The 23,449-nt window shown below is 42.2% G+C and carries 23 protein-coding genes and 1 other RNA gene; 19 read left to right on the top strand and 5 right to left on the bottom strand.

What is annotated here, in order from left to right; all coding sequences use genetic code 11:
* Window positions 1-6 precede the first annotated feature (6 nt).
* Window positions 7-531: a GNAT family N-acetyltransferase gene (locus tag FHW89_RS03775; protein WP_172333651.1), complete on the top strand. Its 525-nt coding sequence runs from the start codon at window positions 7-9 to the stop codon at window positions 529-531.
* A 2-nt stretch (window positions 532-533) separates the two neighbouring features.
* Here the strand turns inward: FHW89_RS03775 and FHW89_RS03780 are convergent, their stop codons facing one another.
* The 3 genes from FHW89_RS03780 to FHW89_RS03790 are packed head-to-tail and all read right to left on the bottom strand — an operon-like array spanning window position 534 to window position 3,500.
* Window positions 534-1,232 (bottom strand): LytTR family DNA-binding domain-containing protein, encoded by a 699-nt coding sequence (locus tag FHW89_RS03780; RefSeq protein WP_172333652.1) that lies wholly within the window; start codon window positions 1,230-1,232, stop codon window positions 534-536.
* A 3-nt stretch (window positions 1,233-1,235) separates the two neighbouring features.
* On the bottom strand, window positions 1,236-2,261 hold the full coding sequence (locus tag FHW89_RS03785; protein ID WP_172333653.1) for a sensor histidine kinase: 1,026 nt from the start codon (window positions 2,259-2,261) through the stop codon (window positions 1,236-1,238).
* Between the two features lie 18 nt (window positions 2,262-2,279).
* Window positions 2,280-3,500, bottom strand: coding sequence for an acyltransferase family protein (locus FHW89_RS03790; protein ID WP_172333654.1), 1,221 nt, complete (start codon window positions 3,498-3,500; stop codon window positions 2,280-2,282).
* Window positions 3,501-3,863: 363 nt separating this feature from the next.
* Here FHW89_RS03790 and FHW89_RS03795 point away from each other — a divergent pair, with 363 nt between their 5' ends.
* Genes FHW89_RS03795 through FHW89_RS03805 form a run of 3 tightly spaced genes read left to right on the top strand, consistent with a single transcriptional unit; the run spans window position 3,864 to window position 6,722 of the window.
* Window positions 3,864-6,143 carry a hypothetical protein gene (locus FHW89_RS03795; protein WP_172333655.1) on the top strand — a complete coding sequence of 760 codons (2,280 nt, stop codon included), beginning with the start codon at window positions 3,864-3,866 and terminating at the stop codon, window positions 6,141-6,143.
* Window positions 6,140-6,430: a DUF1360 domain-containing protein gene (locus FHW89_RS03800; protein WP_172333656.1), complete on the top strand. Its 291-nt coding sequence runs from the start codon at window positions 6,140-6,142 to the stop codon at window positions 6,428-6,430. The genes FHW89_RS03795 and FHW89_RS03800 overlap by 4 nt, the downstream gene beginning before the upstream one ends.
* Before the next feature lie 4 nt (window positions 6,431-6,434).
* On the top strand, window positions 6,435-6,722 hold the full coding sequence (locus tag FHW89_RS03805) for a hypothetical protein (protein WP_172333657.1): 288 nt from the start codon (window positions 6,435-6,437) through the stop codon (window positions 6,720-6,722).
* 111 nt (window positions 6,723-6,833) lie between these two features.
* On the opposite strand, the gene dinB is transcribed toward FHW89_RS03805, so the two are convergent.
* Window positions 6,834-8,018, bottom strand: coding sequence for a DNA polymerase IV (gene dinB, locus FHW89_RS03810; RefSeq protein ID WP_172333658.1), 1,185 nt, complete (start codon window positions 8,016-8,018; stop codon window positions 6,834-6,836).
* Window positions 8,019-8,090: 72 nt separating this feature from the next.
* Here dinB and FHW89_RS03815 point away from each other — a divergent pair, with 72 nt between their 5' ends.
* The 12 genes from FHW89_RS03815 to FHW89_RS03870 all read left to right on the top strand — a co-directional run bounded on the left by FHW89_RS03815 (window position 8,091) and on the right by FHW89_RS03870 (window position 18,294).
* Window positions 8,091-8,717, top strand: a complete 627-nt coding sequence (locus tag FHW89_RS03815; protein WP_172333659.1) for a 2'-5' RNA ligase family protein — start codon at window positions 8,091-8,093, stop codon at window positions 8,715-8,717.
* A 10-nt stretch (window positions 8,718-8,727) separates the two neighbouring features.
* On the top strand, window positions 8,728-9,303 hold the full coding sequence (locus tag FHW89_RS03820; protein WP_172333660.1) for a 2'-5' RNA ligase family protein: 576 nt from the start codon (window positions 8,728-8,730) through the stop codon (window positions 9,301-9,303).
* 113 nt (window positions 9,304-9,416) lie between these two features.
* Window positions 9,417-9,515, top strand: an RNA gene (gene ffs, locus FHW89_RS03825) — signal recognition particle sRNA small type.
* 409 nt (window positions 9,516-9,924) lie between these two features.
* Entirely contained in the window at window positions 9,925-10,398 is a 474-nt protein-coding gene (locus tag FHW89_RS03830; protein ID WP_172333661.1) for a PaaI family thioesterase, read from the top strand.
* A gap of 113 nt (window positions 10,399-10,511) precedes the next feature.
* The gene (locus FHW89_RS03835) at window positions 10,512-11,468 is read left to right on the top strand and encodes a YpdA family putative bacillithiol disulfide reductase (protein WP_172333662.1); all 957 of its coding nucleotides are present in this window, start codon (window positions 10,512-10,514) and stop codon (window positions 11,466-11,468) included.
* A gap of 161 nt (window positions 11,469-11,629) precedes the next feature.
* Window positions 11,630-12,061, top strand: a complete 432-nt coding sequence (locus FHW89_RS03840) for a hypothetical protein (RefSeq protein WP_172333663.1) — start codon at window positions 11,630-11,632, stop codon at window positions 12,059-12,061.
* A 697-nt stretch (window positions 12,062-12,758) separates the two neighbouring features.
* Complete coding sequence (locus tag FHW89_RS03845) at window positions 12,759-13,406, top strand: GNAT family N-acetyltransferase (RefSeq protein ID WP_172333664.1); 648 nt, start codon at window positions 12,759-12,761, stop codon at window positions 13,404-13,406.
* Between the two features lie 116 nt (window positions 13,407-13,522).
* Window positions 13,523-14,743 carry an argininosuccinate synthase gene (argG, locus tag FHW89_RS03850; RefSeq protein ID WP_172333665.1) on the top strand — a complete coding sequence of 407 codons (1,221 nt, stop codon included), beginning with the start codon at window positions 13,523-13,525 and terminating at the stop codon, window positions 14,741-14,743.
* 10 nt (window positions 14,744-14,753) lie between these two features.
* Window positions 14,754-15,152: a cupin domain-containing protein gene (locus FHW89_RS03855; RefSeq protein WP_172333666.1), complete on the top strand. Its 399-nt coding sequence runs from the start codon at window positions 14,754-14,756 to the stop codon at window positions 15,150-15,152.
* Window positions 15,130-16,128: an N-acetyl-gamma-glutamyl-phosphate reductase gene (gene argC, locus FHW89_RS03860; protein WP_172333667.1), complete on the top strand. Its 999-nt coding sequence runs from the start codon at window positions 15,130-15,132 to the stop codon at window positions 16,126-16,128. The genes FHW89_RS03855 and argC overlap by 23 nt, the downstream gene beginning before the upstream one ends.
* Before the next feature lie 61 nt (window positions 16,129-16,189).
* Window positions 16,190-17,323: an aspartate aminotransferase family protein gene (locus tag FHW89_RS03865; protein WP_172333668.1), complete on the top strand. Its 1,134-nt coding sequence runs from the start codon at window positions 16,190-16,192 to the stop codon at window positions 17,321-17,323.
* A 23-nt stretch (window positions 17,324-17,346) separates the two neighbouring features.
* Window positions 17,347-18,294 carry an N-acetylornithine carbamoyltransferase gene (locus FHW89_RS03870; RefSeq protein WP_172333669.1) on the top strand — a complete coding sequence of 316 codons (948 nt, stop codon included), beginning with the start codon at window positions 17,347-17,349 and terminating at the stop codon, window positions 18,292-18,294.
* A 33-nt stretch (window positions 18,295-18,327) separates the two neighbouring features.
* On the opposite strand, the gene FHW89_RS03875 is transcribed toward FHW89_RS03870, so the two are convergent.
* Window positions 18,328-19,632 (bottom strand): NAD(P)/FAD-dependent oxidoreductase, encoded by a 1,305-nt coding sequence (locus FHW89_RS03875; RefSeq protein ID WP_172333670.1) that lies wholly within the window; start codon window positions 19,630-19,632, stop codon window positions 18,328-18,330.
* A 201-nt stretch (window positions 19,633-19,833) separates the two neighbouring features.
* On the opposite strand from FHW89_RS03875, the gene argB reads away from it, so the two are divergent.
* From argB to FHW89_RS03890, 3 genes are all read left to right on the top strand, one after another.
* Complete coding sequence (gene argB / locus FHW89_RS03880; protein WP_172333671.1) at window positions 19,834-20,679, top strand: acetylglutamate kinase; 846 nt, start codon at window positions 19,834-19,836, stop codon at window positions 20,677-20,679.
* Window positions 20,676-21,494, top strand: a complete 819-nt coding sequence (gene proC / locus FHW89_RS03885) for a pyrroline-5-carboxylate reductase (RefSeq protein WP_172333672.1) — start codon at window positions 20,676-20,678, stop codon at window positions 21,492-21,494. Before argB ends, proC begins: the two co-directional genes overlap by 4 nt.
* A 187-nt stretch (window positions 21,495-21,681) precedes the next feature.
* Window positions 21,682-23,058: an aspartate kinase gene (locus FHW89_RS03890; RefSeq protein ID WP_172333673.1), complete on the top strand. Its 1,377-nt coding sequence runs from the start codon at window positions 21,682-21,684 to the stop codon at window positions 23,056-23,058.
* The last annotated feature ends 391 nt before the right edge of the window (window positions 23,059-23,449 follow it).

Here is a 23,449-nt window from a genome sequence, read left to right on the forward strand (position 1 = left end):
AATTTGATGACAGACCATAATATCATTATACAAAAAGCTACCATAGCTGATGCTGATACCCTACTGGCACTCAGCAGAAAGACCTTTTTTGATTCTTTTGCGCATCTGAATACGCCGGAGAATATGCAGGCTTATGCTTCGAATGCATTTACACCAAAACGGGTAAAGGCCGAATTGAACAATCCGGGTTCGCTCTTTTATTTTGCCTTGCTTAACGGAAACATTGCCGGATATATCAAAATAAACCTGGATGCCGCACAAACAGAACTGCAAGACGGCAAGGCTCTTGAAGTAGAACGCATTTATGTTTTAGCCGAATACCATGGCAAAAAGATAGGCCACGAATTATTGAATTTCGCTTTTCAGATGGCAAAGGATAAATACTTACAATACGTTTGGCTGGGCGTTTGGGAGCACAATCAAAAAGCTTTAAGCTTTTATGAAAAACACGGCTTTAAAGTATTTGGCAGTCACCCTTTTATGTTAGGCAGCGACAAGCAAACCGACCTGCTCATGAAGAAGGAGTTATAGCCTTATCGTTGGTTAACCAGCGAGAACATCACCTGCTCCCGCAATTGCCTGCTTATAGGCACCTGATGCTGGTTGATATGCAACATATTACCCTCAATAGCCGTAATTTTTGGGGTGGATACAATAAACGATTTATGTGTTTGTAAGAACACCTGTTGAGGTAGTTTTTCCATCAATGCTTTTAGTGTGCTATGGGTAATGATCCTCCGGCCGGGGAAATGGATCTCTACATAGTTCTCCAACCCTTTGATATACAATATATCGTTAAATATCACCTTCTCCAGTTTACCCTCGCTTTTTACAAACAGGTAATCAGCTTTTTTGATATTGCTGTTGCGCAATTCAAAATAATCCTTTGCCTTGTAAGCAGCTTTCATAAAGCGTTCAAATGGTATAGGTTTCAGCAAATAATCAAGTACGTCCAGGTCAAAGCCATCGGTAGCGTACTCTTTAAAAGCCGTAGTGAAGATCACTTTAGGTGGGTCGGGTAACGATTTGATAAAGTCTACACCAGTCAGGTGCGGCATTTGTATATCCAGAAATAAAAGATCCACCGGTTGCTGAGCCAGTACAGCCCCCAGTTCCATGGCATCCTCGCATTGGGCTTTCAGGTCAAAAAAGCCTGCTTTTTTCACATAACCTTCTAAACCTTTCCGCGCAAAAGGTTCATCATCGGTAATAATACAACTGATCTGGCTCATGTTCTAAAATTCTAATTCTAATTGTGCAATATAACTACCGGCCTTACCACCGGCTATCAACCGGTGTTTGTTTGGATAAAGGAGCTCCAACCGGCGTTTTAAATTTTCGTGCCCGATGCCACTATAGTTATCCGCTATCTTCATGGTTGCAGGTACATCATTATATACTTTAAATAGCATTCCTTTTTCAATGGTAGTAGCCGAAATATCAATTTTATAATCACCACCAATATATTTAAAAGCGTTCTCTACCAGCGGCAGCAAAAGTAAAGGGTATACCAGCTGATCGGCAAGCTCTTCGTCAAAAAACACGCTCAAACGCATTTTTTGGCTTGCCCTTATCTTCTGTAGTTCGATGTAGTTTTGCAGGTATTCCAACTCTTGTTTTATGGGTACCAGTTGTTGCTGATCGTAAAGCTGGTACCGCAGCAAGCTCGATAGCAGCTCCGTACTTTTTTTAGCTCCGGCAACATCCTCATCCATCTGAAAGTAAATGGTGTTCAGGGCATTGAATAAAAAATGAGGATGATACTGCGCTTTCAGAAACTTCAGCTCGGTTTCCAGGTGATCATTGGTTAGTTTTTCCAATTGCATTTGATTATTTACATAGGCCCTTAACCAGGTGTTAGTACGCGTTATTCCGTAATAAATTATGGCATATAGCGTGGGGATTAAGTTGATATCTACCGCATCTGCCCATGAAAGGCCGTCATCAGTAAAAGCAGCCATAGGGGTAAATATCAAGTTTATCAATATCAGATTAGCCAGTACAAAAATGAGCAGTTCCCGTACCAAACTTTTATAACTTAACTGAACACTTCCTTTTTTATCAAAATAACGAAACAACCATTCAAAAAGAGCAATCCCCAAATATCCCACTAATATGCTCAGGCTTATCTCAAGTGAATTCAGAGCCCATGAACGTTTCCAGAACTCAATGTCAATCACAATATCATTCAGCGCCCTGATCGTAAAATATATGAGCAAACCATACAACGCAGGGAAAATATATTTCCGGAAAAATTTCATATCGTTAAGTTATAAATTTCAGGCAGAAATTGTTGCGGCTGATCTTATTTCCCCTATAGGCACCTCTGTTACAGGTTTGGGTTTATCCTTGGGTTTCATGCCAAACAGGAACCGCATTAAAGCAAAGGGCCTTATCAGTAAATGATAAATTAACACACTTACAAAAAAGGTGATGCCTACAGTATAAATATATTTGGACAAGATACTTTCATTTCGTAGCTGTACAATATAATAAACAATCAGAACAATTACTGTTTGGTGTAGTATGTAAAATGGATATACAGCCTGGTTTAAGTAATTTAACACCTTATGGCTGCGGTTAAAATAATGTTTACCATAACCAACTAATGCCAAAACCCAACCCCATGCTATTATAGGCCTTAGCGCGGTAAAAGCATAAGAAAACAGTATATGATGAAATGGCCAGTTTTCTTCATGCTGCGGTTCTATTTTATTCCACCTCATAACCTCCCACATCACCAGGGTTAAAAAACCTATGGTTAAAGCAAACCGGCGGTTACGCTCCAAACTGTCCATTAGTTTAGGTTGTAATTTGCAAACAAAGCCAGCCAGCAGAAAAAACAACCAATAAACAAAATAACTGCCATCATGTATCAGATCGTTTGTTTCGGGATAGTCCCAACTGGTAAAAGTAAACCAGATTATACCAGGCAGCATTAACAGGTATGCCCATTTACCTTTGGCCAACACGGCAAGCTTTTGTTTAAATACATCGCTTTTAGGCGATATCATCCAGGCAAATACAGGAGCAAATATGAGGTCATAAATAAACAGGTAGGCAATAAACCACAGGTGATGCCAGCTGAAACTACCGCCCTTTGGATAGGGTACAAAATTAAATACACTCGGGTACCAATCCCAAAAACTGCCTTTATAACCATGCGCCAAGCGTTCCATGTAGATCTGCGGTGGAACAATGATAAATATGCCTACCAGCAGCGGAATAAACAACCTGCGAAAACGTAAACCAATAAAACTTAAGGTCGACCGCCGCTGCATCATATAGTAACTCACCGTACCTGATATAAAAAAGAGCAGCGGCATACGAAAAAGGTGTAAAAAATGGTTCGACTCCATGAGTAGGTTACTGGTTTCCGCGTTTTTGATATGCCAGCCATCTTCACTAACAAAGGGCATAGCCGAATGAAAGAATAATACCCCGGCAATGGATAAAATCCTTAACCAATCCAGGTAGGTTTGACGTTGTGTGGTTTCCATCTTGTTTCTTTTTTATTCAAAGAAAGCCCTCTCCAACTACGTAATAAAATCAGTTTGACAAATGGTATTTACCCTTTGACCAATGGTAAAAAAGACGAGAACACCTCACTTCTTTGACGTTGATACCGCACGTATTTCGGGTAAAACTACTCGCCATATTACGTATAAATACTAACCTGATTCTTGTAGCGTGCACCTAATTTTACATCAGCCTAAGTGTATTAACATTTTATGAATAATAATACAACCGCAAGCGAATGCCGGCCCTAACAGCATCCCTGTCGCTTCAGTACCAATTAGTAATAAGCAGTGGAGTAAGCCGAAAATCCGAACCAAGAGTAAGCTCAATTAAAACCAATAGCTATGATAATTGCAATGCAAGGTAACTGGACAGTTACCGTAAAATCAAAAGGGGCCGCTTTTCCACAGCGTTTTGTGGTACAAGGCGCTACATCAGCCAATGGCACTCATCCGGGCACACCAGGTACCTCTGTTTTTGTAACCGGGAGCCAATGGTCTATTATTATTCAAAACGATCCGGGTACAGGGTTCCAGGCATCAGAAACCAAACTCACCTTTCCGCACCAGGTAGGGAGTAACTATGTTTTTGATATTCAATCGAACGATGCGGGTAACGATACCGATTTTGACGACCTGGTGCTCACCTGTTCAGCCCCGGTAAACATCAACGATTTTATTGTTTACGGTAATGTAACACTTTACAGCGGCTCATGCATCTTTAATCCTTGCCGCAGGTTCCCATATGTGATCGATACCTATCCGGGACTGTTACAGGCATTAAAGAACCCGCTGCTCAAGGATTATATCAATAAGTATTATCCTGAGCGTATACCCGGCCCGGTTAATCCACCCGATCCGGCGCCATACTTTAAACCGATAGTTTTTGACCTAACCAACGAAGCCACACAAGCTAATACCGCGTTACAGTATACCAGGAGTGCTCCTGTGGAAACAAAAAGGAATCTAAAAGCAGCAGACGAAAGCGTTTCTGCATTCGCGGCCAGTAATTTTCAGTTGGTCTCTTCTACTCCTGCTGTAGCTTCCAAACAAATATTGGCACAGTCGGCAGAAAACATTTCACTGGCTAAAAATATCGGTGGCTTGTACAGGTATTGCCTAAGCGGCCCGGGTTCCAATTTAACCCTCACCTTTGAGGAGTATGACCGTACCGGTTCCGAACTGCTCGGTGGTGCCTATACCGGGACCGGCGACAGACGTTTACTTGGCGATACCATTACCGACATGAACGGGAATTATATCTTCCGCTTTAGTTTTGATATGACCTTCCCAGGTTTGGAAGATGCATCGGACGTAGGCCCGGGCGAAGATATCAACACGGTATTGTACCCAGATATTATCGTAAAAGTAACAGGCTATTCGCCATACCAGGTATTGTATGAAAGCGCACCTTACTACAATATTCAAAACCTGCGCAGGATAGACCTGTGTTTACCGGAATCAACGGTACATGTTTCATCGGCCTGCTTTAATGGCAACCTCATCGGCAGCTTAGGTAATGTTTTCATTGGTGGTAACCAGAATACTCTGGCTTCCACATCCACAGCTTCACTGCGCCGTTATGGGGATTCCAATTACCTGGAATCAAACGGGGTAATATCGGTTAATAGTTCCCTTGCTGGCTTTCATGTAGAGTGCGCCGCCTGGAACGGCACTATCGATATGCGGGGTTGTATGTATGATGCTACCAAAAGCGCCATTGATAACAAAATCAGATGGTACACTATCCGTGTTAACCGCGCCGGAACATCGGGATGGACTTATGTAAGTCAGAATTATAAGCATCCAAAATTCTCCAAACGTAACCAGCCCAATTATATCGGCGACGATGTAGGTCCGTTTTATCCAGCTGTGGGCGGAACTTTAAATGGCGCGGTTCCGGCTTATATGAACATCCAGCGGCAAATATTTGTAGATGGCGTTGACTGGGAGTTTTCCAATTTCGACAGGTACATGCAGCTCAATACCGCACTTTATGATGTGATAGCGGGTATAACCACACCTGGTACATTTTATGTACGGGTAGATGGCTATGATGCCGCTGGCGCTCACGTAACCAACGCTACCGACCTGATCGCGCTGTATATCCATAATAAAGGTCTGCAATTCCAGATGACTGGCGCCATATTGAATGACAATACTATTGTAAGCGGTGGCTGCGGATTGTATCGCCTTACCGACGCACAGCTAAAAACACCTATGGTATTTTCATTTGAAGCCAATGATCCGTATGGCTTTGTGGATACTTACAGCTTAACCATGGGAAGATGCCCGGGAACAGAGCTTGATCTGAATGCCAATATCGAGGGCGATTTTACCATTATCGGCTCACATACATTTCCAGGAGGATCAAATCCATCAAATGTTCATGATGCCTGCCCTGGTTACAAAGGTACACAAGACGATTACAGTAATCCCGGCCTGGTGAGCGCACAGATACAACCACGGCCCGTTGGCGATGGCTGGATCAAAACCGGAGAATACTTTACCATATATTCCTTTGGTTTAACTGCTAGTCAAAGGGTCACCAATGGTTATAATACAGGTAATTCGGGGCCATACAATGCTTATTCACAAATTATGATGGAGCGCCTTAATCCATGACAGATGTTAACGTCACCGGTTTTATAATTTGCACGCTGGCCATTTGGCGCATCTCGCACCTGTTTTCGCAGGAAGATGGGCCATTTGATATCGTGATCAAATTCAGAAAGCTTTTCGGGCAGGGTTTCTTCGGAGACCTGCTCGACTGCTTTTATTGCCTCAGCATGTGGGTGGCCATCCCTTTTGCTGTACTACTGAGTAACCAATGGTTGCAAGGTATCATCGTTTGGCTGGCGCTCTCGGGCGCAGCGTGCCTCCTGTTTAAATTAACCGATAAAAACCAATAACAACATGAATTGCTGCGGAAAAAAAAGACAAGCCTGGCTCAGGGAAGAAAAAACCGTTCAAAGCTCACCCAAAGCAGAAGTGCATACATCAAGTGCAATTACAGATCAACCCTCCCGCTGGTTTGAGTATACGGGCAACAACCAGTTAACCATTAAAGGCATTGGCACCGGGACTCCATACCACTTTAAATTCAAAGGCGATAAGCTATCTGTTGACTACCGCGATTCTTTTGCCTTTATGGCCGAAAGGGAGCTCAAAGTCACGAGTCCTGATCAAGAATCAAGATATTAGAGTCAAGAATCAAGGCAAAAAACATTTATTGTTGATGTGCATAAATGCCTCTAAAGCTATCGCAGGTTATAATTTTCTTGGTTCTTGACTCTAATATCTTGGTTCTCATTATCACCCTCTCATAAATGGGTTAAAATTACGTGTGCCTATTTCCATGCCGGCGGCGCGGCAAACGGTTTTATCGCCAAACTTAAAATTAATCTTGTCCATAGCCTGGTAAAGTCTGATCTGCTCTTCGTTGTCCTCAAATAAATTGATCTGGTAACTCCCGGTACACAGGTCGCTTAGTCTCACGCCTATCAACCTCACGGGGCGATGTTGGTTCCAGGCTTTTTTGAGTAGGTTTTTAACGCCTGGGATCAGGATATGCTCGGCAGCAGTAAGCGGTATCTTTTGCTGCTGTGTGTGGGTTTCGAAATTGGCATAGCGGATCTTGATGGCCATGCAGGAGGATAGCTTATTTTCCCGGCGCAATTTGCCGGATAACTCCTCGGTCATAGATACCAGAATATTTTCCAACGTACGCGGATCGTTCACATTGTTGCCGAAGGTATGTTCTGTTGATATCGATTTACGGTCGCTATGCGGAACGATCTCACTATGATCAATCCCATGGGCCTTTTCCCATAAATATTTTCCAGCCTTACCAAAAACAGCCTCCAGAAAACGGATATTGGTACGCTGCAGGTCGCCGATCTTTTCAATACCATATTGATACATTTTTTGACAAGTGCTTTCGCCCAGGCCCGGTATTTTACCGATAGGCAGTGGTGCCAAAAATGCCAGCTCTTCGCCATGCTTTATATATAGCTGTCCGTTGGGTTTGGCCTGGTTGGTGGCCATTTTGGCTACGGTTTTACCCGATGCCATTCCAAAAGAAATAGGCAAACCGGTTTCGCGGATCACTTTTTGGCGCAGGTTGCTGGCAATCTGGTAACAATCATGAAAACGCTCCATACCCGTTAAATCGATGTAGAACTCATCAACAGATGTTTTTTGATAAAGCGGTACCGAGTCATGGATGATCTGGGTAACCTCGCGTGAGGCTTCTGAATAGCGACCATGGCTGCCATGAAGCACAATAGCATGCGGACAAAGCTTTACCGCCTGCCGGGTAGGCATGGCCGAGTGTACACCATAAGCCCGCGCTTCATAGCTGCATGAGGATACCACTCCCCTGTCCACCGAGCCGCCAATGATCACCGCCTTACCTATCAGGCTGGGGTCAAACTTGCGCTCTACGGATACAAAGAAGGAATCAAGGTCGATATGTACAATATGCCGCTTAACATCCATGCACAAATATGAAAATAAATTTAGTATTTTACTAAAAATATTAGCATTTTTGTTTCATCAAAACCAGCTGCCATGTACATGTATGAAGACTATTTATTCCTGCTTTCGCCTCCAGAGGCTATAAAGCACGAAATTGCCCGCTATAAAAAAGCCTCCGCTAAATTAATTGGCAATTATAAAAGCATGGATTCACCGGCACACATTTCGGTTCACCACCTGGAGAGGCAAAAGCCCTTTATGGCCGAAACCAATTTAATCCGGATGGAGAAAAGCCTGAATGAGCTGCCGCCCGCTTTATTGCATGTAGATGGTTTTAAGGTTTTCCAGCATCTGCATAACCGCATGACCATTTACGCCCACATCAGGATCACCCCTGCTGTTGACGAATGGCTAACCCAGCTTAAAAGAAAGCTGAGCATCCGCAAAGCTATCGTACCCCACATAACAGTAGTCCGCGACGTTGCCGGGTCCGATTTTGAACGCTTATGGCCAAATTTCCGTCATAAAAAGCTGGTGGAACCTTTTTGGGTAAATGAGCTGGTTATGCTTAAACGCGAAACATTTGCCCATGAGCCACAATGGCGGCCGTTTAAAATTTTTGAATTTAAAAACAAAAAAGCCGCAGCCAATACCGCCGAAGCTATTATGAGCCGACAGGCAGCAGCCGATAACCAAATAGATCAGATAAACCTTTTTTAAACACATAGTCATGAACAACAGAGATTATCTTACCGTTATTTCCCCTCCAGAGCACGTGGATAAAAAAGTTGGCTTATTTAAACAGGAATGTGTTAAACGCATCGGGAAGTTTCCGGGGATGTACGCGCGGGCACACATCACCATCGAATCTTTTAGGGACGAGGTTCATCAGCTTACATTAAAACCCTTGCTCCTCACTCCTTTCTATGAAATGGTGGGCTTTAAGGTGCGAACCATACCACAGCATAAGCTTAAAATTAATGGATTTGACTTTTTTAAGCACGGTCCCCATTTCCGAACCATATACGCCAAAGTAGATTTGGATAAAATAACCGAGGACTGGTTTAACCAGGTTAAAGGTGCTTTAAGAATGAAAACCAGGAGAATCACCCCTCATCTTACCATAGCCCGGAATATACCGGTAGCTTCATTTAACAAATTATGGCCCTATTTTCAGGAAATGGAATATCTGGATACCTTTTTAGCTGATTGTTTAACTATACTGGAAAAGGAAATCGACAACAAAAATGATCGGTATAAAGTGCATAAAACGATCCCTTTTCGCAAAAAACCTCTGGCGGCTTAGCCGCTGTCGGGATCAATTAGTGGCACATTGGGGGATAATTACCTAAACGATAATCAGTTATCTTTTTTAACAATTTATTAACCATAAACAAACCTTTTTCTATATTTGCGCCGGGGTAAGTCTTTTACGGCCAGCTCCTCTTGAACTCCCCCAGGGTGGGAACACAGCAAGGGTAGAGAGTTGAGCGGCGCGATAAAAGTAGCTTACCCTTTTTTGTGCCCTAATTTTTGGAAAAACCTCCATATATTCCCGGTTCGATAAATATAGAGCATCCAATACCTAATGTCGAACCATCCCCACTTCTTTCTAAAATCAATTGTCATCCTGAGGAACGAAGGATCTTCTTCACTATGTTAGTTGTAATATAGATACTTCACTCCGTTCAGCATGACAAAAGGGATTTAACTATTGTATTATAATCAACTGTCATCCCGAACGAGGCGTCAGGAGAGATCTTTTACGTTTAGCTAAACAGAATAATGATTTCCCCTTCAACATTTAACATTCATTATTCATTATTCATTATTCTCCCCCTATCTATTATGGCCAAATCCTGACAAACCGTATATTTTAATTGAGCCGTATTGTAATTAGTTTTGCTCACCAATACAAAATTACATCATGCCTAAGATTCCAGTTTTAGAATACTTAAAACACCTGTTAGCTGGTACCCTTACCCCCGATATGGAAACTATTGTGAGGTACCCCACAGCCATATCGCAAACATTAGCTATCCGTATAGCAGCTGTAGATCATGGAACCGCCACCGTTGAGATTGACGCCGATACCTTGATCCATGGCAACCAGCAAGGCACAGTCCACGGCGGATTGATCTGCGAACTGACCGATGCTGCCATCGGCACAGCGCACTCCACCCTGATGAAAGAAGGTCAGTCCTTTACCACCATAGAGTTAAAAATAAACTTTTACCGGCCTGTATGGAAATCGAAATTAAGGGCAACCGCTACACCTTTACAAAGCGGTAAAACCATAACCCATTATAAATGTGAAGTAAAAAACGAAGAAGACAAGGTGGTAGCCATGGCCACAAGCACCGTGATGACACTTTACGAGGATAAGGCAGCAGGGCGCTAATTGATGGGGGTTATCACCGCAGCACGCTGGTATAATTACTTCGATATCCGTCATTCAAAATTCATTATTCGATATTACTTCCTGCAAAACCTCAAACTGCCTATCTTCGCAACATGCTCGATATACTCATTATAGGTGGCGGCCCCATTGGTTTGGCTTGCGGTTTGGCTGCTCAAAAAGCCGGTTTAAGTTTTGTTATTGTCGAAAAAGGCTGCCTGGTTAACTCATTGTACAACTATCCATCAACCATGACCTTCTTTTCTACCTCAGAAAAACTGGAGATCGGTGGGGTACCTTTTGTAACCGTGCACAACAAACCAACCCGCGCCGATGCTTTGGAGTATTATCGCCGCGTAGCGCTTTCCAATCACCTGCCCATTAACCTATTTGAGGAAGTAACCAATGTTACCCTACACAACGGCTCTTATACCATAACCACCAGCAAAGCTACCTATCAGGCAAAAAGGGTAATCCTATCCACCGGTTTTTATGATATCGCAGTTAACCTGGATATCCCGGGCGAAGATTTGCCCAAGGTAAAACACTATTACCAGGATCCGCATTTCTACACCCTGCAAAAAGTGGTGGTGGTAGGTTCCAGCAACTCGGCTATTGATGTAGCGCTCGAAACCTATCGTAAAGGCGCCGAAGTTACCCTGGTGATCCGTGGCAGCGAAGTAAGCAGCCGGGTAAAATACTGGGTACGGCCCGATATCATTAACCGCATTAAGGAAGGCAGCATCAAGGCATATTTTAATTCCAACCTTCAGGCCATTCGCCAGCACGAAGTAGATATCCAGACACCCGACGGACTGGTAACCGTTCCCAATGATTATGTAATGGCCATGACGGGCTATAAACCCAATTTTGATTTCCTCCGGAAACTGGGGATTGTATTGTCTGATGATAAATTCATTCCGCGGTACAACTCCGAAACTATGGAAACCAACCTGCCGGGCCTGTATCTTGCCGGTGTAGTTTGCGGCGGCTTAGATACTCATCTATGGTTTATCGAAAATTCGCGTATCCACGCCGATATGATCATCAATGATATCGTGGCTAAGCGTTAATCAGGCGTTTATTTTTTAACTATACACTTCAATTAAATAATTTACTTATTCATTATCAAATAATTAAGAATTTTATTTTCATAAAATAGTACTATGTATTGCATAATACTATTTAAAACACCTATCTTTATTTAAGTTTCAAATTAAATAAAGCAAAAACCATGAAATCAACCATTATCGCCCTGCTGTTGCTATTAGCGGGCAGTGCCGCTTGCCTGGCACAATGCGACAAGAAATTAAATCTGGTAACCTCAAAAACCGAACATCTGGATGGCAGTAACAACCTGGAGAGGGCTGTCGATGAGCAAACGGTTATTGAAATAATCGACAAAAACATTTCCGTTAATATCGAAAACGGGAAACAAACGCTTACCGGGACTATCAAATCAAACACCTGTGACTGGAAAACACCATTTAAGGAGGGCAAATCAGTGATCAAAACCACCATCAGTGATGAAGATGGAAACGGCGAAAAAGACTACATCCTCACCATTGAAGGTAAAGACGGAAAAGTTACCCTAACTGCCGAAAGAGTAGATGACTCCAATAAGAAGTTAAGATTTGTGTTGGATAAGTTTGAAGAGAAAAAGTAAATGATAGGAGCCGTCAAAACTATCTGCTCCCCTTCTTCTGAGCGAAAACCAACGCATTCTTGTACCTGCCAACGGCCCGGTTCTCCAATAAGGAGAACCGGGCCGTTGAGTTAAAAGAAAGTCGACCTAAATATTAGACTAATTTTTTAAAACTTTTTAAAGTTTTAAAAAGCCGCGAAAAGTGTCTAAAAATTTGTTAAAAGTGTTAGCTTCTATATTTTTTCAAAGATTTTTGAGGTTTTTCGCCCTGTTTTTGATCAAAAAAATGTTAAAATCTGAGGTTTAAAAAGTTGGTGGGTATGCCATCGAATCATTGGTCTTTAAAGGCTGAAACCGCCACCTCAAAAAACCGAATATAATCTTAACGTTATTAAATCATTTTTTTCTTGCATAAGTAAAATTTTATGCAATAATTTGCACCCAAATTAAAAACACAGTAATACCACAAAAAAATGAATCTACAAAGCTTAAATAAGCCCGCAATAAGAGCAACATTTGCTCCGGCTGCCGCTGCTTTGGTTTCAACTGTTTTTTTATGCTGCCCTCCCCGACGAAGGCCCTATATGCCACGGGTTTGAATTAATTCCCTGTAACAAAACCACCGCTAAAGAATAAAGTATTTAAACTTATTCTTTTAAAAACCATCTAATTATTAAGGCTTAAAAAGCCAATTAATTTAACGGTAATATCTATTTTAATGACCATACAAGATTTTGATATTCAGGTTGCTACTGCACAACATGTAGATTATGCGCCTCAAATATGTGTTGAAATGGCCGAATCGGCCAAAGCCAGGGGCACTGGTATAGCCCAACGCTCGCCCGAATATGTTGCTAATAAAATGCTGGAAGGCAAAGCAGTTATAGCCCTGCATAAGGATGGCACCTGGGCAGGTTTTTGCTATATTGAAACCTGGAGCCACGGCGATTTTGTGGCTAATTCGGGGCTTATTGTTAATCCACAATTCCGTAAAGCAGGATTAGCCAAAGCTATTAAACACCGCATTTTCCAGCTTTCCAGAACTAAATACCCGGAAGCTAAAATATTCGGTTTAACCACAGGTTTGGCCGTAATGAAGATTAACTCCGAATTAGGCTATGAACCGGTTACCTACTCTGAACTTACCCAGGACGAGAACTTTTGGGCAGGCTGCAAAAGTTGTGTCAATTACGATATTTTGATGAGCAAAGAGCGTAAAAACTGCATGTGCACCGCTATGCTGTTTGATCCTGCCGAAAAACAAAAACAGGATGAGGAGAAAATGAAAAGGATCACCCACAAGGCTACCTTGCTTGAGCGTATTGAAAATGCCATTAAGAAAAGGATCCATCACGATAACGATTAAGGTAAAAGGCGAAGGGTGAAATACCTAAAGCAAAATGAATTTATAATAACAAATACACATAAATTGAAAAGAAAAAGCTTTAAGCCTTCCGCTTTTAGCTTTAAGCTCAAAAAACGATGAAGAAAAAAGTAGTATTAGCGTATAGCGGCGGATTAGACACCTCATTTTGCTGCATATATTTAACACAGGATCTTGGTTACGAAGTTCACTCCGTTATTGTAAATACCGGTGGCTTTAGCAACGAGGAATTAAAAGGAGTAGAAGAACGTGCCTACAAAATGGGGGTTACCTCGCACCATGTGGTTGATGAAACCAAAAACTTTTACAATACCTGTGTTCGCTTTTTGATTTATGGTAATGTTTTAAAAAATAACACTTATCCCCTTTCGGTAAGTGCCGAGCGTGTAAGCCAGGCAACTGCTATTGCTAACTACGCCAAAGAAATAGGTGCCGAATTTGTAGCGCATGGCAGTACTGGTGCCGGTAACGATCAGGTACGTTTTGACATGATCTTCAACATCCTGGTTCCCGAAGTACAGATCATCACCCCTATCCGCGATTTGAAACTCAGCCGCGAGGAAGAGATTGAATACCTGAAAAAACATGGTGTTGATATGAACTTTGAAAAAGCCAAATATTCTATCAACAAAGGCATCTGGGGAACATCGGTAGGTGGTAAAGAAACCCTTACCTCTAATTTAGGATTACCTGAAGAGGCCTGGCCTACCCAGGTTACCGAATCGGAAGTAAAAAACCTGGAACTTGTTTTTGAAAAAGGTGAGTTGATTGGCATCGACAAGGAAAGATATGATCACCCAACAAAAGCTATCCAGGCTTTACAAGCTATTGCCCAGCCCTATGGTATTGGCAGAGACATTCACGTAGGTGATACCATTATCGGTATTAAAGGTCGCGTAGGTTTTGAAGCCGCCGCTCCAATGGTGATCATCAAAGCGCACCATACTTTAGAGAAGCATGTGTTGACCAAGTGGCAGCTGACCTGGAAAGATCAGTTGTCTGCTTTCTATGGTAACTGGCTACACGAAGGACAGTTCCACGATCCTATCATGCGTAACATGGAGGCATTTTTAACAGATACCCAGCAAAACGTAAGCGGCAAGGTATTTGTACAATTGCACCCGTATCGCTTCCAGGTAGTAGGTATCGAGTCAGATCACGATCTGATGTCAAACAAATTTGGCAGCTATGGCGAAATGAATAATTCATGGTCTGGCGAGGATGTTAAAGGATTCTCGAAAATATTCGGCAACCAGGTTATGATCTATCATAAAGTTAATGCCCCCCAGCCCCCTGAAGGGGGAGCAAATAATGCTTAACAAAATATAAATGGACAGTACTCAAAATAAAACAGTTGATCAAACTTCCCCTTTAGGGGGTCGGGGGGCTTTCTCTAAGGGCGAATGCCTTGAGCATTATAATTGGGGTGATGATTGCCACGGCTGGACTTTTATTGACACCGAAGCATTGTCTGTTAAGCAGGAATTAATGCCACCGGATACTGCCGAGCAATTGCATTACCACGAAAAAGCTACACAGGTATTCTTTATTTTAAAAGGGCGGGCTACTTTCAATATAGATGGTAACGTTACCGAATTAAAACCAGAACAGGGAATAGAGATATTACCCGGTCAAAAGCATTTTATCAGTAATAACGACCGGAGCGATCTGGAATTTATTTTATACTCTTATCCATCAACCAACAATGACAGGATCAACATCAAATAAGGTACGCGCGGGCATTATCGGCGGTGCGGGATATACAGGTGGCGAAATGCTGCGTATACTCATCAACCACCCCGATGTAGAGATAGCTTTTGTAAATAGCAATAGCAACGCAGGTAACTATGTTCATGAAGTTCATACCGACCTTTTTGGCGATACCAACCTGCGTTTCACCGGCGAATTGTCGTTTGCTATAGATGTGCTTTTCCTGTGTGTTGGCCATGGTGATGCTAAGAAGTTTTTGGAATCAACCGTTATTCCTGATCACATCAAAATAATCGACCTGAGTCAGGATTTTAGATTGACTCAAAGCTCAAAATTCAAAAATAAAAGCTTTGTGTATGGATTACCGGAATTAAACCGTGAAGCCATAAAAACCGCCGATAACATTGCTAATCCAGGTTGCTTTGCTACCTGTTTACAATTAGGCTTGTTACCCCTGGCCTCAAAAGGTTTATTAAATAGCGAGGTACACGTAGCAGCCACAACCGGCTCAACCGGTGCCGGTCAGAGTTTGGCGCCTACATCGCACTTTACCTGGCGTAATGATAACCTGTCTGTTTATAAGGCATTTAACCATCAGCATTTAAATGAGATCGGTCAATCGTTAAAGCAATTACAGGGCGATTTTAACAAAGCCATCAACTTTATACCTTATCGTGGCGATTTTACCCGTGGTATTATAGCCTCTATTTATACTGATAGCGATCTGAGTGAGGAAAAAGCGTTGGAATTGTATAAAAGCTATTATGAAGGCCATCCCTTTACCCATGTAACCAATAAAAACATCGATCTGAAACAGATTGTAAATACCAACAAGTGCTTTATTCAAGTGAGCAAACACGAGGGTAAACTATTAATCATCAGCATACTGGATAATTTACTTAAAGGCGCCTCGGGCCAGGCAGTGCAAAACATGAATTTGTTATTTGGCTTAGATGAGCGCGCAGGGCTACGACTTAAGGCGACCGCTTTTTAAGCTTTCGCCACAATTACAGCACTGTTTAATTTAAGTTTTTAATCTATTATCTTTTTCAAAAATGAATTTATTCGACGTATATCCTGTTAACCCAATCAATATAGTAAAAGGCCAGGGCAGCCTGGTTTATGATAATCATGGTACTGAATATCTGGATATGTATGGCGGTCATGCCGTAATATCTATCGGTCATACCCATCCGCATTATGTAAAACGTTTGGAGGATCAGTTACACCAACTGGGTTTTTACTCTAACTCTATCGAAATCCCTATCCAAAAAGAATTAGCAGCTAAATTAGGTAAAGTATCCGGCAAGGATGATTACCAATTGTTTATGTGTAATTCCGGTGCCGAAGCCAACGAGAACGCTTTAAAACTGGCTTCGTTTTATAATGGCAAGAAAAAAGTGATCGCTTTTACCAAAGCGTTCCATGGTCGTACCTCTTTGGCGGTCGCCGTTACCGACAATCCTAAGATCGTAGCCCCAATTAATGAAACAGATAACGTAATATTTTTACCATGGGCGGATGAAGCTGCATTAGAACAAGCCTTTGCCGGTCATGGAAATGAAATATCATCTGTTATTATTGAAGGCATACAAGGTGTTGGCGGCATACAGGTAGCACCCGAAAGTTTTCTGCAAAAGATCCGTTCATTGTGCGATCAGCATAACGCTGTTTTCATTGCCGATTCGGTTCAATGTGGTTACGGGCGTACAGGTAAATTTTTCTCACAGGATTTTGCCGGTGTAAATGCCGATATCTATAGCATGGCTAAAGGTATGGGTAATGGCTTCCCTGTGGGTGGTATCATTATTTCACCAAAAATACAACCGGCTTATGGTATGCTGGGCACCACTTTTGGCGGAAATCACCTGGCGTGTGCCGCAGGTTTAGCCGTACTGGAAGTAATAGAAGAGGATAACCTGTTACAAAACGCTTCAACCATTGGCGAATACCTGATCAAGGAACTTAAGAAACTGGAGCAGGTTAAAGAAGTACGTGGCAGGGGCCTGATGATCGGTATCGAATTACCTGAGGAGCTATCAAACGCACGCAAGGATTTGCTGTTCAAGCACCACATCTTCACAGGTGAAGCTAAACCAAACGTAGTACGGTTATTACCTGCTTTAAATTTGACCAAAGCACACGCCGACAGATTTTTAGAGGCTTTTGTAAATGTTTTAAACCAATAATTCGCTATTAAATATCCGGGCTAATGAAACTATTCTCTTCTGTAAATGATGTTACCGATATCAATGCACTTGTAAAGCAAGCTTTGCAGCTAAAACAAGATCCGTATGCCAACCAGGATCTGGGTAAAAACAAAACCCTGGCACTGGTATTCCTCAATCCAAGTTTGCGTACCCGCATGAGCACGCAGAAGGCAGCTCTTAACCTGGGCATGAATGTGATGGTGCTTAATATCGATAAGGAAGGATGGGCTTTAGAGCTTCGTGACGGCGTGATCATGGATGGCAGCACGGTAGAGCATATCCGCGAAGCCGCGGGCGTTATGGGGCAGTATGCAGACATTATCGGTGTACGTTCGTTCCCTGGTTTAAGGAACCGCGAAGAGGATTATAGTGAAATGATATTCAACAAGTTCGTACAGTTTTGTAAAGTACCGGTGGTAAGTCTGGAGTCGGCCACGCGTCACCCGTTACAAAGCCTGGCCGACCTCATCACTATCGAAGAATTAAAAACTACGGCGCGCCCAAAAGTGGTATTAACCTGGGCACCGCATATCAAGCCACTACCACAGGCCGTACCTAATTCATTCGCTGAGTGGATGTGCAAAGCTGATGTTGATTTTACCATCGTACAGCCCAAAGGCTATGAACTTTGTACCGACTTTACCCAGGGCGCAAACATTGCTTATGACCAGGACGAAGCATTAAAAGGAGCGGATTTTATCTATGTCAAAAACTGGTCGGCTTATGAGCCTTATGGCAACATCCTGGGTAAGCACGAGGAATGGATGCTGACCAACGAAAAGTTAAAGATCACCAATGATGCTAAGGTAATGCACTGCTTACCCGTACGCCGTAATCTGGAGCTTTCGGATGAAATATTGGACGGACCAAACTCCGTAGTGGTACACGAAGCCGGCAACCGCGTTTGGGCTGCACAGGCTGTATTAAAGCAAATGCTGGAAAGTTTATAAGCTTTCCGGCATTTGTTTTATTTTGGTATTGATTTACTTAGGCTCTGGATCAATGGCCCGGGTTTCAATATCAAAATAACGGATGATCAAGCGGTTGTCGCTATTCTTGGTAAAATAGGATATAGCCCAGCTAAAAAATATGGTACCCTTGTTGGTAAAGCCCGCCAATGACATAATGTGCACCACTCCCCATATTACCCAGGCAATAAATCCCTGCAAGTGAATGCTGCCGATATCAGCTACGGCCTTATTCCGGCCAATAGTAGCCAGTGACCCTTTATCATTATACTTAAACGGTACAGTAGTTTCTCCATTGCCATTAATAATACGGGTTAAATTTTTAGCCAGATGCCTCCCCTGCTGTATAGCTACCTGTGCCACGCCCGGATGTCCGTTTGGTGTATCCGTAGTAATTACTGCTGATACATCACCTATCGCAAAAATATTAACATAACCATTCACTCTACCAATTCCATCTGTTTGGATACGATTGCCTTTGGTGATAGACGTTTCAGGCACTCCCTGTGGCACCTCCCCTTTTACACCTGCTGCCCATAATACATTTTTGGTGAGTATGGTGGTACCATCATCAATCTTAAGCTCTGTACCATTATAGCTTTGCACGTGTACACTATTAAAAATGGTTACATCCATATCCAACAAAAACTTCTTGGCCTTTGCAGATGCGCCCGGCGAAAACGCGGCCAGCAATTCGGGCTTGCCCTCAACCAGGTAAACTTTCATGCTGTGTTTACGCAGGCCATGATAATCTTTCATGAGTATCAACTGACGCATTTCGGCCAAAGCACCTGAAAGTTCAACACCTGTCGGGCCACCTCCTACCACCACAAATGTCATTAAAGCAGCTTTCTCCTCGGGATCTTTGGCTATTAACGACATTTCCAGGTTTTGCAGAATCAAGCTGCGCAGGTTCAATGCTTCCGGGATATTTTTCATCGGCATAGCAAAATGCTCTATTTCCTTATTTCCAAAAAAGTTGGTGTTTGAACCCGTTGCGATGATCAGGTAATCAAAGTAAATAGTACCAATATTGGTAGTCAATGTATTATTTTCCGGATTTACGCGCTCCACTTCGGCCAGGGCAAACCTGAAGTTATTCTGTCTTGTAAATATCCGGCGAATAGGGAAACCTATCGAATCAGCAGCAATACCTCCCGCAGCCACCTGGTACAATAAAGGCTGAAAAGTGTGATAATTATGCTTATCCAGTAAAAGCACGTCTACCGGTGCTTTTTTAAGATTTTTGGCTAATTCCAACCCACCAAATCCGCCACCTATAATAACCACACGGGGTTTAGTACCTTTTTTTTGATCCATATAAAAGCTTTAAGCAAGTTTAATGCCTTAAAATCTCAATATTACTAATTATTTCATAATCAAATTGTAAAGTTACACTGATAATGGATTAATCATTTTTTAACATTTTTTGAATAAAATACGCTATAAATTCATATTTTTAGCAGATTCCTGTTTGATTTAATAGGAATTTAACATCAAGAGGGTTATATTACTATTATAATGGACAAAATTGATACAGTTTCAACAAATTCTGCCCAGTTACAAGGCAATAAAAGCCTGTACATCATAAAAATTGGAGGAAACGTAATTGATAATTCCGAAAATCTGTATCATTTTCTGAAAGATTTTGAAGGGCTGGATGGTTTTAAAATATTAGTGCATGGTGGAGGCAAAGTTGCTACCCAAATTGCCGAAGAGTTAGGCATCGAAGCCAGAATGGTTGATGGCAGGCGTATTACCGATATTGAAACCCTAAGAGTGGTAACCATGGTATACGGCGGCCTGATCAATAAGAACATTGTGGCACAACTACAGCGTTTTGGCAATAACGCTATCGGTTTAACAGGTGCCGACGGTAATTTTATCAAGGCCAAAAAACGCCCGGTAAAAACCATTGATTATGGCTTTGTAGGCGATATTGATGAAAATTCCATCAACCCCGAAAATATAAGTCGCTTAATGCAGGCTGGCTTCACTCCCGTTTTTTGTGCGCTGACGCATGATGGCGAAGGGCAATTATTAAATACCAATGCCGATACCATTGCCTCGGCACTTGCCGTATCACTGTCATCATTGTACGAAACCACACTTATTTATTGCTTCGAGAAAAAGGGTGTACTTCAGGATATTGATGATGAAGATTCGCTAATCAGGGAAATTGATCCGATACGTTACGAAGAATTAAAGATCCAGCGCATTATACACAGCGGCATGTTGCCCAAACTTGATAACGCTTTTACCGCCATTGCATGCGGTGTTAAGGCAGTGATCATAGGTAAATCTGACGACCTGGGACAATTAAAAGAAAATAAACCATTTGGAACACGTTTAAGTAAAAACGCATGAATTCATCACAGCATTTAGCCATTTTAGGCTCTGGTAACATAGGGCTGTCATTAGCCAAAGGATTGGTCAAAGCAAATATTTGCAAATCCCAGCAAATTTCACTCACCCGTCGTAATGTATCGGCCCTGGCTGATTACGCTCAATTAGGATATCACACTACCGACAATAATATCAAAGCGGTAAAAAAGGCAGACATTATTGTGTTGGCCGTACTCCCCCAACAACTTAACAAACTACTGGATGAAATAAAGCCTGCTATAAAAGCCGAAAAGCAATTGATCATTTCCGTAATATCCGGGGTTACCTGTAATGATATTCGCCAGCAGCTCGATCTGAACGTACAGGTAATCAGGGCCATGCCGAATACAGCCATAGCTATTGGCCATTCCATGACCTGTATAGCTACCGATAATGGTACCAATAAAAATATAAACCTGGTAAAGTCGCTTTTTGATACTGTGGGAATGAGCATCCAGATCAACGAGGAACTGATGACATCTGCAACCGCGCTTTGTGCCTGTGGTATAGCATTTTTCCTGCGTTCTATCCGTGCGGCATCGCAAGGTGGTACCGAAATAGGCTTCCATGCACATGATGCTTTAAAAATGGCCGCTCAAACAGCTAAGGGCGCTGCCGATCTGCTGCTGCAGCTGGCATCACACCCCGAGCAGGAAATTGATAAGGTTACTTCGCCAAGTGGATGTACCATTGCAGGTTTAAATGAAATGGAGCACAATGGCTTCAGCTCGGCCATGATCAAAGGCATTAAGCTTTCGGCCGAAAAGGCAGGCGACCTTTACAAGAAGGATGAATAATTATATCGTAAAAAATATCTTTTATTTTGATAACAGGTGTATCAATATGATATATCTGCTTAATTAGCACAGAAAATATAACCATCTAAAAAACAATTCTTTGAACGCGCCATATCAACTAAAAAGCCATTATTTTACCGATGGTACAGTTTTGGCACCCATGCGCTAAAAGCGTTTATTTATAAAAATGTTAACAGTCGAAAAAATCGGTGGTACCTCTATGACCGCCTTAAATGATGTGATCAAAAACATCATCCTATTTGAACGTTCCGGACAACAATTGTACAACCGCATCTTTGTCGTATCGGCCTTTTCAGGGGTAACCAATCTCCTGCTCGAAAACAAAAAAACCGGTGCGCCGGGTGTTTACCATAAACTGGCGACTTATAAAGATTTTCATAAGCCGCTTAAGGCCCTTATAGTAAAGTTAAAGCAGATCAATAAAAGTTATGAAAGCCTTGGATTAAACATTGCCGAGGCCGATAAATTTATTGAGCAACGCCTTAAAGACGCGCAGACTTATCTGGAAAACATAGCCAACATCCTGGCTTCGGGCTATGTAAATAAAGACGACGTTTTGCTGGCTGCCCGCGAGATCCTGGCATCAATCGGCGAAAGCCACTCAGCATTTAACTTTACCAATATCCTGCAAAATATGGGTATCAATGCCACGTTTGTTGATCTGAGCGGCTTTCATGACCACCGCTCGTTCACCATCGACCAACGCATAAAGAAAGACCTGCAACATATTGATTTTGAGAATACCATCACTATTGTAACCGGTTACACCAAAGGCACCGAAGGTATCATGCGCGAATTTGACCGCGGATACTCGGAGGTTACTTTTAGCAAAATAGCGGTGGCCGTTAAACCGGAGGAGGCCATTATCCATAAAGAATATCATTTATGCACGGCCGATCCTGAACTGGTTGGTGTGGAAAATTGCTTCCCCGTAGGTAATACCAACTATGATGTGGCCGATCAGCTGGCAGATGTGGGCATGGAAGCCATCCACCCCAAGGCATCAAAACCCCTGGAAATTCATGATATCGACCTCAGGATCAAAAACACCTTCCAGCCAGAGCACCCTGGTACACTCATAACCCGCGAGTACATTTGCGACAAAAAACGGGTTGAAGTAATTACAGGTACCGAGCGCGTGCTGATGATCGATATTTATGACCCATCGATGGTGGGTAATGTGGGTACCGACTTCCATATCATGCAGCTGTTCTATAAATTTGGCGTGAGCTACACTTTTAAGGCCACCAGCGCCAATAGTATCTCGATAGTGATATGGGATAAGGATTTTAATAAAAAACTGATACAGGATCTTGAAAACGACTATGAGAAAGTAACTGTAGAAAAAATGGCTATGGTTTGCCTTATTGGCTCCAATATGGATCAGCCGGGTTTACTGGCTAAATCGGCTACAGCATTGGCTCAAAAAGGTATCAATATTAAGAGCTGTGGTTTTGCCCTGCGCAAGGTTAACATCCAGTTCCTGGTAGCCCGCGAAGACTTTAAAGAAGCCATTAAAGCTTTAAATAAAGCAATGATATAAGCTACCTATTAAGAGGCGCATGCGACGCGTCTCTACATTTAAGGCAGGTTAAAGAGACACGTCATATGTGTCTCTTTTTTTATATTTCACAGTCACCTTGTGGTCTCCCGAAGCCCCCCTTTTGTTATAAAAGTGGGTTTACACTTTTAAGGCATTATTCGATATAAATTCAAAACAATAAATTGATTATCAAATATTTAACTTCATGTTAACCATAAAAAAGTGTAAACCGTGTAAACCCACTTTTTATCACAAAATAACTCACCTAACAAGCATTATAATTAATGGATCCGGGCTTTTACCAACCTTATTTTCAAATCCTATTGTAACTTTCCTGTGGCTGAATTTTTATAAATGCCCTGTTTTTAGCATATTTAACTCTTACTTAAGT

It is taken from the genome of Mucilaginibacter sp. SG564 (genome assembly GCF_013149275.1).
Taxonomy (GTDB): Bacteria; Bacteroidota; Bacteroidia; order Sphingobacteriales; family Sphingobacteriaceae; genus Mucilaginibacter.